A 12832-nucleotide genomic window follows, 5' to 3' on the forward strand; every position below is an offset into this window, starting at 1 on the left:
GGAAGCGGCGGCGCGGAAGGCCTGATGGTCCCGGAAAAGCGGACGGATGGGCCGGCGCGACCGCGCGGGGGAACAGCCTGACGAACCGGTCCGGCAAGTCACCCGAAACCATGCGCAATGCAACGCTGAGGGGGAGGAATTCACGCATGCTCGCACGTCTTTTGACCGGTGCCGCCCTGGCCGCCCTGACGATCGGTATCCTGTCCACGGGGCCGGCCAGTGCCCAGCAGGGCAAGCTGTCCGGCGACATGGTCAAGATCGGTGTGCTGAACGACCGCTCCGGCCTATATGCCGATCTCGGCGGCGAGGGTTCGGCAGTTGCCGCGCGCATGGCGGCGGAGGAGTTCGGTAACAAGATTCTGGGCAAACCGATCCAGATCATTACAGCCGATCACCAGAACAAGCCCGACATCGGGTCCAACCTCGCCCGCCAATGGATCGACCAGGACGGAGTCGACGTGATCGTCGACGTGCCGAATTCCGGCGTCGCGCTGGCGGTCCAGGAAGTGACGAGGGAAAAGAAGACGATCTTCCTGATGGAAGGCCCGGCCACCTCGCGCCTGACCGGCGACGCCTGCTCCCCGACCGGCTTCCACTGGCCCTACGACACCCGCGCGCTGGCGGTCGGCACCGGTCAGGCCATTGTGAAGGAGGGGGGGGACAGCTGGTTCTTCATCACCGCGGACTATGCCTTCGGCCACCAGTTGGAAGCGGACACCTCGGCCCAGGTGAAGAAGGCCGGCGGCAAGGTGGTGGGATCGGTCAAGGCGCCTCTGAACACCGCCGACTTCTCATCCTTCCTGCTGCAGGCCCAGGCGTCGGGCGCCAAGATCGTCGGGCTCGCGAATGCCGGCGGCGACACCATCACTTCGATCAAGCAGGCCTCGGAATTCGGCCTGACGCAGAGCGGTCAGCAGAAGCTGGCCGGTCTGCTGATCTTCCTGTCGGACGTGCATGCTCTGGGGTTGCAGGTCGCCCAGGATCTGGTTCTGACCACCGGCTTCTATTGGGACCGCAACGACGAGACCCGCGCCTGGTCCAAGAAGTTCTTCGATCGCCACGGCAAGATGCCGACCATGGTGCAGGCCGGCAGCTATTCCGCCGTGCGCCATTACCTGAAGGCCATCGAGGCAGCCGGCACCGACGACGGGCCGACCGTCGCCGCCAAGATGAAGGAAATGCCGGTCAACGACATGTTCGCCAAGAACGGCACCATCCTGCCCAACGGGCGCATGGTCCACGACATGTATCTGGCGCGGGTGAAGAAGCCGTCGGAATCGAAGGGGCCCTGGGACTATTACGAGATCCTCCGCACCATTCCTGGCAACGAGGCCTTCGCCACCTTCGAAGAGAGCGGCTGCAAGCTGCCCAAGTGAAAGAAACCCGTGAGTAAAGGCAAGACGTGACGAAGCGGCATCCCCGCCGCCGCAACGGTCGTCAGGCCGGCGCGGCGGCAGGGGGAGCCGCGGGGAGAGGGCGACGCTCATGATGGGGACGATTTTCGGCATTCCGCCCCAGGCGCTGTTCGGACAGCTTCTGCTGGGGCTGATCAACGGATCGTTTTACGCGCTGCTCAGCCTTGGGTTGGCGGTGATCTTCGGCATGCTGAACGTCATCAACTTCGCCCATGGCGCGCTGTACATGATGGGCGCCTTCGTGGCGTGGCTGCTGTTGACCCAGCTCGGCATCGGCTATTGGTGGGCGCTGCTGCTGGCGCCGCTGATCGTCGGGCTGTTCGGGGTGGTGCTGGAGAAAACGCTGCTGTCGCGGCTGTACAAACTGGACCATCTCTACGGCCTGCTGCTGACCTTCGGCCTCGCGTTGATCGTGGAGGGTGCCTTCCGCCACCAGTATGGCGTTTCCGGCCAGCCCTATCCGATTCCCGACGCGCTGAAGGGTGGGCAGAATCTGGGCTTCATGTTCCTGCCCAACTATCGCGGCTGGGTCGTGGTGGCGTCGCTGGTCGTCTGCCTCAGCACCTGGATCGCCATCGAAAAGACCAAGCTGGGCGCCTATCTGCGCGCGGCAACCGAAAACCCGGTTCTGGTCCAGGCGTTCGGCATCAATGTGCCGCGCATGGTGACGTTGACCTACGCCTTCGGCGTGGCGCTGGCCGGGCTGGCCGGCGTGCTGGCCGCACCCATCTATCAGGTATCGCCGCTGATGGGATCCAACCTGATCATCGTGGTGTTCGCGGTGGTGGTGATCGGCGGTATGGGGTCGATCCTGGGGGCGGTGCTGACCGGCTACGGCCTGGGCCTGCTGGAAGGGCTGACCAAGGTGTTCTACCCGGAGGCCTCGAACATCGTGGTCTTCGTCATCATGGCGGTGGTGCTGATGATCAAGCCCGCCGGCCTGTTCGGACGGGAAAGGTGAGCCTATGAGCCTCCATTCGCAAAGGGGCGGCCGGTCCCTCGCCAAGGCTCCCCGTACCGCCGCACAGGTGTCGGTTTCCGACAAGGGCCTGACGCTGTGGAGGACCGGTGCGCTGATGGTGCTCGCCGGCCTGCTGGCGGCTCCCTTCCTGCTTTATCCCGTCTTCCTGATGAAGGTGCTGTGCTTCGCGCTGTTCGCCTGCGCCTTCAACCTGCTGATCGGCTTCGGCGGCCTCTTGAGCTTCGGCCACGCCGCCTTCTTCGGCAGTGCCGCCTATGTCACCGCCCATGCGGTGAAGGTCTGGGGGCTGCCGCCTGAACTCGGCATCCTGCTTGGCACCGCCGCTTCGGCCTTCCTGGGGTTGGTGTTCGGGGGCATCGCCATTCGGCGTCAGGGCATCTACTTCGCCATGATCACTCTGGCGCTGAGCCAGATGATCTTCTTCCTGGCGCTGCAACTGCCCTTCACCCACGGCGAGGACGGCATCCAGGGCGTGCCGCGCGGCACCCTGTTCGGGTTGTTCGACCTGAACAACCCGATGGCGATGTATTACACCGTGCTGGCGATATTTCTGATCGGCTTCGCCATCATCTGGCGCGCGGTCCATTCGCCCTTCGGTCAAGTCCTGAAGGCCATCCGCGAGAATGAACCGCGTGCGATCTCGCTCGGCTACCGCACCGACCGCTACAAGCTGGTCGCCTTCCTTCTGTCGGCGACCCTTGCCGGGCTGGCCGGTGGCACCAAGGCCATCGTCTTCCAGCTCGCCAGCCTGACCGACGTGACGTGGCAGATGTCGGGCGAAGTGGTGTTGATGACGCTGCTGGGGGGCATGGGCACGATGTCCGGCCCTGTGATCGGTGCGGCGCTGGTGGTGACACTGGAAAACTATCTGGCGGCGACCAGCCTGCCGGTGCCGGTGGTCATCGGCTGCATCTTCGTCGTCTGCGTGTTGGTCTTCCGTCGGGGCATCGCCGGTGAAATCCAGGCGAGACTCGGAAAGAAACACGGATTTTGAGAAGATTTGCCGAGCGAGTGTGTCGGATAATATAAAAAACGTTTCGAAATAAAGACTCTAAGATTTCAAAATGCCGCGTACTCCGAAAGAAAGGGGGCGGAGCTATTATTTTGCGTCCTGGAACGTTCTGCTTGCCGGGTGTTATACGACTCAACTCATGCGGCGGTGCAGCAAAATGACCGACGCGAAGTTTGGGAAGAAGCGTCCGCCCGGACGAACCTATTCGAGGAGCATCCCGCATGGCCACGGACAAAGATATCTCGACCACCACGCGTGATACCGCCAACCGTGCGAAAGGCACGGTGGAAGAGTTGACCCGCACCGGGGAGACGACCACCCGCCGCGCCGCCGACGCTGCCCGTTCGATGGGCGAGGAAACCGCCGAGACCGGCCGCCAGGCGGCCGATGCCGGTGCGGAAGTCGGGCAGAAGGCGATGGACGCCGGCGCGGACATGACCCGCCGGACCGCCGACACTGCCCGTACGGTGATGGGAACGGCCAGCGACGTTGCCGGCCGTACGTCGGAGCAGTTGCAGCGCGCTCTCGGGCTGTCCAAGGAGGCCCAGGGCGAGGTCGCCAGCCAGACGCGTGAAACCATGGACGTCATGGTGCAGTGCGGCGGCGTGCTTGCCGACGGCTGGCAGACTGCCTGGCGCGAGTGGATGGGACTGGCTCAGGAAGTCGCCAGCCGCAATGCCGAGGGTATGAACGCCCTGATGCGCAGCCGGACGGTCCCGGATTTCTACGCGACGCAGAGCCGGATGCTGAAGGACAATATGCAATTGGTGCTGAGCCGCAGCGTCAGGATTTCCGAGCTGTCGGCGAACACCGCCAGTTCCGCCATCGGCAAGCTGAACGCCCGTCTGGAAGGTGCGGCCCAGCAGACCGAGCGCCGCTTCTAAGCGCCCAGCCATCCAAGAGGAACGGTCTCCATCCTGACCTGAACCCCGGTCCGCAAGAACCGGGGCTTTTTCTGTGCCCCGTGCGTCGACAACGACCTGTCCGGCCCTGCCAGGTCAGGACGCCTCAGGCGTCAGCCAACTCACCGACGCACCGCCGCCGGTGGAGGGCAGGGCGTCGTGCAGGGCCGGCAGCAAGTCACGCAGCGTCTCGTCAAGCTTCCAGGGCGGGTTGACGATCAGCAGGCCGGAGCCGTTCAGGCGCAGATGGGTGTCCTCCGGATGCCATGTCAGCTCGGCGATCAGCACCTTGGGGATTCCGGTCTTTTCCACCGCGTCCTGGAACCGCCAGACCGCGGCCCGCTCCTTGATCGGATACCAAAGGGCGAAGATGCCGGTGGACCAGCGGCGATGCGCAAGGGCCAGCCCTTCGGCCATGCGGGCGAATTCGTCCGGCTGTTCGAAGGGGGGATCGATCAGGACGAGCCCGCGCTTCTCCTTGGGCGGCAAATGCGCCTTCAGCGCGGTGTAGGCGTCGGACTGGTGAACGGACACGGTGCGGTCACCGGCGAACTCCGCCTTCAGGCTGTGGGCGTCTTCGGGATGCAGCTCAACCAGGACCATGCGGTCCTGTGGGCGCAAGGCGGCGCGGGCGATGCGGGGAGAACCGGGATACCAGCGCAAGGTCCCGTCCGGATTCAGCGCCTGCACGGCATCCAGATAGGGCGCAAGCCCCGGCTGGGCGGGCGGCTGTCTCCACAGGCGGCCGATGCCGTCGTCACTTTCGGCGGTCTTGCGGGCCTGCTCGGAAGTCAGGTCGTAGCGTCCGATGCCGGCATGGGTGTCGAGAACGCAGAAGGGCGCCGGTTTGGCGCGCAGATGATCCAGGATCAGCGCCAGAACGGCGTGCTTCATCACGTCGGCCGGATTGCCGGCATGGAAGATGTGGCGATAGTTCATGCGCCGGGGTTTACCCGATCACGCCGCTTCATGCCAGCGGTCATGGCGGCGCTCGTGCAGATATGGGGAACAGGTGCGCGATTCGAGGCGCAGGTCAGTTGATCGCAGCGACCTGCTGGGCATTGCGGAAACTGCGGCGGGTGCCGGGGGCGACGCTGATGGGATCGGTGTCTTCGCACCGGGAGGAGGCGAGCAGCTTGGCGCTCCGCTCATCCAGTTCTGACAGGCTCTGCCAAATCTTGCAGACATAGGCCTGGGCGCGGCGGCCCGAACCGCCATTGTAGCGGGCCAATGCGGTTTTCCAGTTGCCTTCCTCGCCATGGAAGCGAACCAACAGCTGTCCGGCGTAGAAGACGTTGTCGCGCGGTTCAACGATCCTTTCGACCGGCTGGAACTCACCGCGGTGCGAGGCGACGGAGAGCTGCATGCAACCGACAAAGGTGTTGGAGCGAAGCTGTCCGCGGTGGTCGCGAAGGTGCCGGGCGGCGTCGTTGACGTTGCGGGCGTAGTAGGGACGGCCTTGAACGCTCATCGCGAAGGGATGCGGCGCGCCGTCCTGTCCGCTTTCGACCAGGGCGATGGCCACCAGCATCCCGGACGGAATGCCCAGCTTCTGTTCGGCTTCCACTGCGTGGGTGACGCAGCTCTCCTTGGTGAGCGACGGAGTCGCGGACTGGGCCTGGGCGGGGTTCGCCATCGTCAGCGCCACCAGAGGGGCCGTCAGCAGTCCCGCAGCCAGTGCGAAGCGTCCACCCGCTGTGGCGCATACGCGCTGATTTCGTCCCCGCATCCCAAACCTCCTTCTGCTGTCGCCCCGTGTTCAACGGCGGCTGTTTGACCCCCCGCGCGGGGCCGTTGTTCCGGTCACCGAGTCGCTTACGGCGACCGCCTCCTACCCAGATGTTCGACGCCTCCCAATCGGGCGCCGCGGCCACACTTCCAAAAATTTGATCCATCGTCAACCGCCTTGCACCCTGGTAATACCACAGCTTTCCTCCCTCGGACGTCACGCAGGGGTGTCGGGCCGACGGCCTAGGCCATTCGGATGCAGGCTTAAGCCTTTGAATCGCCACATTTGCCGGCGAAATCGGAAGGGGTGCCGCGATGGTCTCGGTCTGTCTTCCGTGCAGGCGATGAAAAAGGGGCTACTGCGACCGCGTGTCGCCGGAATCACACGTCCAGATGATTTTCGCGACCCCCTTGCGCAGCGCAGCATGTTGGGGCAGTAAAATCCGCCGCCTTGTTTCCCTGGACTCGGGCGGGCCGGGTTCGAGGCTGCCGTCCCAGGCTGATCGCTGGCGGTTCGCGGCAGGCGGAAACCGAGCCTCACGGACCGGGGTATCCGGTCGTGCAGGCCCGACCTCAAAGGAAATCATCCCCTTGTCCGCGGACCCGTCCTTCGGCGGAGCATCGCCCGCTCCCGACCTCGATCAACTGTTCCGCTTCGGTTATGAGCGGCTCTATGCCGGGGATTTCACCGGTGCAGCCCGTGGATTTCGGATGGCGGCCGCCGCCGGTCCGGCGAGCGGCGAAGCCTGGGCGGCGCTGGCCGACGCCTGCGGCGGAGCGGGCCTGGTCGAGCGGACGGCTGTCTGCTACCGGCGCGCCGTGTTGCTGGATCCCGCCACTTGGACATGGCGGCTGATGCTGGCCGACGCCCTGCGGCAATGCGGCGAAATCGATGCTGCGCATGCTCTATATAGTGTGCTGGCCAGCGAGCGGAGCGATTCGGCTGCGGTGCGACTCGGGCTTGCCCATTGCCTGTCCGCGTCGGGCCGGCATGAGGAGGCGCTGGAGGAGTTCCGGGAAGCGTTGGCCCTGCGCCCGAACGACCGCGACGCCGCGCTGGCGCTGGCCGAGGCGCTGACCATGACGGGCGATGCGCTGGCGGCGGTGGAGCTGCTGCAGCCGCTGGGGCGGCGTCATCAGGATGACGCGGCGGTCCACCATGCGCTGGGCCGCTGCTGGCTGGCACTGCGCGAACCGGCGAAGGCTATGTCCGCGCTCCGCCATGCGCGCGATGCCGCCGAGGGGGAGGAGGTTGCTCCCATCGAGCGGCTGATCGCGGCCCTGGAGGCGGGTGCGGGCGCCGACCTGTCGGCCGCCTATGTCCGCGCCCTGTTCGACCGCTATGCCGATCGCTTCGATCAGGATCTCGTCGGCAGGCTCGGCTATGCGGCGCCGGACCTGCTGCGGGCGGCGGTGGATCGCGCGGTGCCGGGGACGGCTGGCCTGCGGATTCTCGATCTCGGCTGCGGCACCGGTCTGGCGGGCGTCACCTTCAAGCCGCTGGCGGCGCATCTGGCCGGCGTCGACCTGTCGCCGCGCATGGTGGAGAAGGCGCGGCAGCGTGGTCTTTACGATGACCTCGGCGTCGGCGACGTGGTGGAGGTGATGGAGCGCTCCCCCGGCGGCTGGGACCTGCTGGTCGCCGCCGATGTGCTGGTCTATATCGGCGACCTCGCCCCGGTCTTCGCCGCTGCCGCCCTTGCCTTGTCCCGGGGAGGCCACTTCGCCGCCACGGTGGAGCGCCTGCCGGCCGAGTCGGCGCTGGAGTTCGCTCTCGGTGCCACCCGCCGCTATGCCCATGCCGAGGCTTATGTCCGCCGCAGCGCCGAGGAGGCCGGTTTCGCCGTGTGCCTGATGGAACCCTGCACGCCCCGACGGGAAAAGGGCCTGCCGGTTTCCGGACTGCTGTTCGTCCTTGAGCGTGTGGCGTCAAGCCAAACAGGGTGACGCGCATTTCCGGCCAAATCGGTTGAAATGGGCTCGGTTCAGATGGCCTGGACGTAGCGGCCGGCATCGGCGGGCAGGCGCCAGCGGGCATGGAGTTGGCCCTTGCCATCGAAGCTGCAGGCGATCCATCCCGGACCGTGCAGCAGGCGCCGGCCGCCGTCGACGAAGGGCGGCATCTCGAACCTGTGGGCGGGCAGAGGGTGATCCGGCCGGGTCGCCAGCGGCTCCGCCAGCCGGGCACGCCAGCCCGGCCGGGCTGCGGTCGAGGGAGAGGCGGTGAATCGCGGGACATAGAGCTGCCACATCTCCAGCCCGCCGCCCCGCAGCACCCCCCGGCCGCCAGCGCCCGAAACGCCGCGCGACGCCACGGTGATGCGGCATCCGCTCCGCCGGGAAAATTCGGCGAGGGTGCGCAGCATCCGTTGCCACTCGGCATGGCGGGCCGGCGCGTTCCAATGATCGCCCGCCCGCCGCACCAGCCGGCGTTGCAGCGGAGCCGGCAGCACTGCGCCCAGCCGGTCGAACGCGACGCTTCCGGGGGCCAACAGCGGCGCACCGCTGACCAGGATCAGGTGCCGACAGCCGGCGAAGCGGTCGAGCCAGTCCGGCAGCAGGCTCCAGTCCCGCTCCGACAGGATGCGGCGGGCATTGCGGTCGGTCCACAGGTCGAGCGCCAGCAACCCGGCCTCTCCCATGATGAAGCCCTGCGCCAGGGTTCCGCAGGCTGCTCCCCACAGGCAGTCTGGCGGCGAATCCGCGACGGAGCCGGTTTGAAACAGCAGGGTCTGCCGGCGAGTCGCCACCAGCAGCGGGCGCAGGCTGCGCGACGCTGAGTCGCCGTCCTCCCGGCCACCCCAGGCGCCTGCCAGCAGCCGGCCAAGGTCGGAGCCATCCCACATCATCACCGACGGGATCGAGGCGAGCACGGTTGCCGCCGCGGCACCGCTCCACCCGCGCAGCATCCTATCGAAGCCGGCTGTCAGCAGTTCCTCCGTCACGCCGGGCAGGGGCGGACCGAGCCGGCGGGAGGCGTCGCCCAGAAGGGAGGCCGCCTGCGGGGCGGCCGCCACCACGGCGTCGCCATCGACCTGTCCGCCGGCCTGGATCAAGAGGTGATAGCGGTCGGTGGAATGTCCGGCGAGAAGATCGGGCCAGAGCGCGGCGGACGGCAGCGGCGCCCCATCATCCGACGATTCGGTGCCACTTGTCGGCACATTGATTCCGCTTCCGTATAGAATCGCCATACGTGGGGATGAATGACGGCCCGGAACGATCACCGTCCATCTGGCGCCGTCGGGAAAGCCGTAGGCGACATCGGTGTCGCGCATGCCGCGGGGGACGGCGAAGTCGAAGCGCCAGACATGGCGGCGGCGCCAGACGGTCAGGTGGCGCGGGGGAACCGGCAGGGTGACGCCGTCCACCCGCAGGTCGTCGGGCTCGACCTCCCCATCCAGTACGAACAGCGCCGACAGCCACCAGCGGTCGCGCTGTTCACCACGGAAATACAGGATGGGGCCGAGCAGGATGCTCGGCTCCGCTCGTCTGCGCGTCATGCCTCATCCGTCCGAACCGGGCCCCCGAAGGGAGCGTCAGCGCATCCCATAGCGCATGGCGGCGCGGGACGGAGAGGAAAATCGCGACGCCTCAGCCTTTCCGCTTGCGCAGCAGCTCCAGCATGCGCGGCGGCACCTCTTCCTTCAGGACCGGGTCATACAGGCGATGAAGTTCCTCCACATGCTGGCGATGCTGGGCAAGCAGCGCCTTCGCGTCGGGATCGCTTTCGACCACGCTTTCGAATGCCGCGCGCTCCCGTTCGTCGAGGGCGCCGTCCAGATAGGCGTTGATATCGGTCATCGTCACACGCTTCATCTCTGTCGTTCCCGGATGGGTCGCCGGGGTTTTCCCCTGGGACACGATCAACCGTGACACGTCCGGTCGCTCTGCCGTTTCCGGAAAGATCGGCCGAAAGGACGCCTGCCCGATCTTATGGGCATGATCCTCGGCCATACCAGTCCGACAAACGGCGCGATCACCGCTCCCTTTCGAGGCGAGCAATCCGGCATCGCCATCCTCTTTCGCGTCGCCCGGCCAAGTAACAGGCCGGTGTCGCTGATTGTTCCAGCCGGCGACGGGCGGAACGCGATGCAATCGCGGCTGTTGTGATCGTGCAACGCATCCCATCCGCGCCCCGAGGTGGGGACAGTCGAAGGAGAATGCCCGTGGCTCAGCAGGAGAGCAGGCAACCGCCGCAGCACCAGGACAGCCGGCCCGGCCATCAGGCTCCGATGGACCCACAGCCATCCGAAACCCGGCCCGGCTATCGCGGCAGCGGCAAGCTGCAGGACAAGGTGGCGCTGATCACCGGCGGAGACAGCGGAATCGGCCGCTCCATTGCCGTGCTGTACGCCCGCGAAGGCGCCAAGGTCGGAATTCTGTACCTGAACGAGGACGAGGACGCCCGCGAGACCCGCCGGCTGGTGGAGGCGGAGGGGCAGCCCTGCACCATCCTGGGCGGTGACGTCGGTCAGGAGGAAACCTGCCGCAAGGCGGTGGAGAGCATGATCGGCGAGCATGGCCGCATCGACATTCTGGTCAACAATGCGGCCGAACAGCATCCGCAGACGTCGATCGAGGACATCACCGCCGAACAGCTGGAGCGCACCTTCCGCACCAACATCTTCGGCCAGTTCTTCATGGTGAAGGCTGCCCTGCCGCACATGCACGAAGGCGCCTGCATCATCAACACCACCTCGGTCACCGCCTATAAGGGAAATCCGGAACTGCTGGACTATTCGGCGACCAAGGGCGCAATCGTCGCCTTCACCCGGTCGCTGTCGATGGCGCTGGCCGACCGCGGCATCCGCGTCAACGCGGTGGCGCCCGGTCCGATCTGGACGCCGCTGATCCCCTCAACCTTCGACGAGGAAAAGGTGGTGACTTTCGGCGGCAACGTCCCGATGAAGCGGGCCGGCCAACCCGACGAGGTGGCGCCGTGTTTCGTCTTCCTGGCGTCGGACGACTCTTCTTATATGTCGGGCCAGGTCCTGCACCCGAACGGCGGCACGGTGGTGAACGGCTGACGCTCATCGGGCCATCTCCCCCAGGCAACAAAAACGCCCGCTGCGTCCTTGGGGCGCAGCGGGTCCGTCCCTTGATGGCGTATGCCCGCCGGAATCAGGCGGTCATCAGAGTGTTCAGCCGTTCCCGCGCGCGGCACAGGCGGGAGCGAATGGTGCCGATGGAGACATTCAGCGTTTCCGCCGCCTCCTGATAGGGCCGGCCTTCGATGGCGACCAGCTTGACCACCTTGCGCTGGCTGGGAGTGAGAGAGGAGAAGGCGCGGTCGACGTCGCGGAAGACCAGACGCGACATCTGAGCCGCATCGACGGACATGGCGCCGTCCCACAGCTCCACCTTCGTCACATGGCGGTCGCGCTGCAGGTTGTTGAAATGCAGGTTCTTCAGCATGGTGGTCAACCAAGCCTGCATATTTGTGCCCGGTTCGAAACGATGTTGGCGCGAAAGGGCTCGGGCCATGCAGTCCTGCAGCAGGTCCTCTGCGGCGTTGGCGTCGCGGGTCAGTTTGCAGGCATAGCGCTGCAGGTTCGGCATGCAGCGGATCAGTTCGTTTTCGAACGAGTACGCCATGGTCATTCCTTCCTCCACGGTCTGTTCGTCCCGGCCGGCCGGTCGAACGGCGGCGCCCTTCTATCGGCGGCGGGGCGCAAAGCAGGGACGGCGTTTGGTGTTCCGGCGCGCGAGCGGGGCGCTGCCGGTTCGAAAGGCTGAGGATCGATGCTGCTTTTCAGGTCTTGCGGCGTGCGGCGGCCTGGGGGGATGCCATCTGCCGGCCCGTCATGGGAGCCCGGCCAGCAATCTCTTGGGCAATCTCTTGGGCAATCCCAGCGGGATGTCGCGGAACGATCCGGTCGGCGGTGGCGTCATTGAGGCGGTCCCGTTGTTGCCCGTCGTTGATCGTGTCGGGAGCTAAACGCGCTGTCCGCCGCGTATGTTCCACCGCCGGAATCGGAAAGAGTGACATCGGGGGCAGATCGCGGCGATTCCGGTCGCGGTTCCGGTTGCCGGTCTTACCACCATCGAACGCGCCGAACGGTGCCGGATCGCAACAGTCAGGATGTGGCCGGGAAACGCGCGGTGAGCGGCTTTTCCAGGCGCAGCGCCGTCATGTCGTCCTCGTAATAGGCTGGGTAGACGGCGAAGCGGCGGTAGCCGGCGGCGCTATAGAGGGCGATCGCCGCCATGTTGTCCGCCCTGACTTCCAACCGCAGCCCGGCGCAGCCATGGGCCGCTGCGGCATCCTCAAGCGCCGACAGCAGGCGGCGGGCGATGCCCCGGCTGCGGCTGGCCGGTTCCACGGCGAAGGAAGTGAGGCGGGCGAAAGGGGTTCCGGCATGAAAGCCGAGCACGCCATAGGCCACCGGCCGGTTCCCTGCACCGGATGGGCAGCCGGCGGAGCTGTCGCCCTGCCAGTTCTCCGGCCAGTTCTTCGGCCGGTCTCCCTCTTGGCGCTCGGCCACAAGGACCACACCTTTTGCTTTCAGGATCGCATAGCGGAAGTTGCGCCATGTCATCCGGTCGGTCGCGAAGCTCTGCTCCTCGATCGCCAACAGCGCGGGTATGTCGGCCGCCCTGGCGCGGCGGATGACGATGAATGCTGCATCGCAGTGGACAGGATCGATTTCGTGACGCATCGTTGATGGGAAGAAAGGGAGGGGGGTGCCACTCTACTCCCTTTTGCCACAGTGAAACGACGGTATGGTCCGCCTGGGGAAAGCTTTGTTTAACCAACAGCGCCGAAACTTCTCACCATGTCGGCCCCCTGTTG

At 66.2% G+C, this 12832-nt stretch carries 13 protein-coding genes; 7 read left to right on the top strand and 6 right to left on the bottom strand.

The features are described 5' to 3' along the window. The first annotated feature begins 146 nt into the window (after nt 1-146). From A6A40_RS04770 to A6A40_RS04785, 4 genes are all read left to right on the top strand, one after another. Nucleotides 147-1376, top strand: coding sequence for an ABC transporter substrate-binding protein (locus tag A6A40_RS04770; protein ID WP_063634369.1), 1230 nt, complete (start codon nt 147-149; stop codon nt 1374-1376). A gap of 112 nt (nt 1377-1488) precedes the next feature. Then, nucleotides 1489-2376, top strand: a complete 888-nt coding sequence (locus tag A6A40_RS04775; protein WP_063636122.1) for a branched-chain amino acid ABC transporter permease — start codon at nt 1489-1491, stop codon at nt 2374-2376. Between the two features lie 4 nt (nt 2377-2380). Continuing rightward, nucleotides 2381-3391: a branched-chain amino acid ABC transporter permease gene (locus A6A40_RS04780; RefSeq protein WP_063634370.1), complete on the top strand. Its 1011-nt coding sequence runs from the start codon at nt 2381-2383 to the stop codon at nt 3389-3391. Between the two features lie 239 nt (nt 3392-3630). Beyond that, nucleotides 3631-4293: a phasin family protein gene (locus A6A40_RS04785; protein WP_063634371.1), complete on the top strand. Its 663-nt coding sequence runs from the start codon at nt 3631-3633 to the stop codon at nt 4291-4293. A gap of 114 nt (nt 4294-4407) precedes the next feature. Here the strand turns inward: A6A40_RS04785 and A6A40_RS04790 are convergent, their stop codons facing one another. Both A6A40_RS04790 and A6A40_RS04795 read right to left on the bottom strand, forming a co-directional pair. Then, on the bottom strand, nt 4408-5250 hold the full coding sequence (locus tag A6A40_RS04790) for a 23S rRNA (adenine(2030)-N(6))-methyltransferase RlmJ (RefSeq protein ID WP_063634372.1): 843 nt from the start codon (nt 5248-5250) through the stop codon (nt 4408-4410). Between the two features lie 94 nt (nt 5251-5344). Further along, nucleotides 5345-6040: a transglycosylase SLT domain-containing protein gene (locus A6A40_RS04795; protein ID WP_063634373.1), complete on the bottom strand. Its 696-nt coding sequence runs from the start codon at nt 6038-6040 to the stop codon at nt 5345-5347. Nucleotides 6041-6630: 590 nt separating this feature from the next. Between A6A40_RS04795 and A6A40_RS04800 the strand changes: the two genes are divergently transcribed. Then, nucleotides 6631-7986 (top strand): tetratricopeptide repeat protein, encoded by a 1356-nt coding sequence (locus tag A6A40_RS04800; RefSeq protein WP_063634374.1) that lies wholly within the window; start codon nt 6631-6633, stop codon nt 7984-7986. Between the two features lie 38 nt (nt 7987-8024). Here the strand turns inward: A6A40_RS04800 and A6A40_RS04805 are convergent, their stop codons facing one another. Together A6A40_RS04805 and A6A40_RS04810 are read right to left on the bottom strand one after the other, a co-directional pair. Further along, nucleotides 8025-9539, bottom strand: coding sequence for a hypothetical protein (locus A6A40_RS04805; RefSeq protein WP_063634375.1), 1515 nt, complete (start codon nt 9537-9539; stop codon nt 8025-8027). 91 nt (nt 9540-9630) lie between these two features. Next, nucleotides 9631-9855 carry an anti-sigma factor family protein gene (locus tag A6A40_RS04810; RefSeq protein WP_063634376.1) on the bottom strand — a complete coding sequence of 75 codons (225 nt, stop codon included), beginning with the start codon at nt 9853-9855 and terminating at the stop codon, nt 9631-9633. A gap of 117 nt (nt 9856-9972) precedes the next feature. On the opposite strand from A6A40_RS04810, the gene A6A40_RS30665 reads away from it, so the two are divergent. Together A6A40_RS30665 and A6A40_RS04815 are read left to right on the top strand one after the other, a co-directional pair. Next, nucleotides 9973-10149, top strand: coding sequence for a hypothetical protein (locus A6A40_RS30665; protein WP_158279277.1), 177 nt, complete (start codon nt 9973-9975; stop codon nt 10147-10149). 50 nt (nt 10150-10199) lie between these two features. Then, a complete protein-coding gene (locus tag A6A40_RS04815; protein WP_063634377.1) occupies nt 10200-11066 on the top strand; it encodes an SDR family oxidoreductase in 867 nt (288 codons plus the stop codon). A 94-nt stretch (nt 11067-11160) separates the two neighbouring features. Here A6A40_RS04815 and A6A40_RS04820 read toward each other — a convergent pair whose 3' ends face one another. Together A6A40_RS04820 and A6A40_RS04825 are read right to left on the bottom strand one after the other, a co-directional pair. Continuing rightward, entirely contained in the window at nt 11161-11634 is a 474-nt protein-coding gene (locus tag A6A40_RS04820; RefSeq protein WP_063636123.1) for a sigma-70 family RNA polymerase sigma factor, read from the bottom strand. A gap of 482 nt (nt 11635-12116) precedes the next feature. After that, on the bottom strand, nt 12117-12698 hold the full coding sequence (locus A6A40_RS04825) for a GNAT family N-acetyltransferase (protein WP_063634378.1): 582 nt from the start codon (nt 12696-12698) through the stop codon (nt 12117-12119). Nucleotides 12699-12832 lie beyond the last annotated feature (134 nt).

It is taken from the genome of Azospirillum humicireducens, from assembly GCF_001639105.2.
Lineage (GTDB): Bacteria > Pseudomonadota > Alphaproteobacteria > Azospirillales > Azospirillaceae > Azospirillum > Azospirillum humicireducens.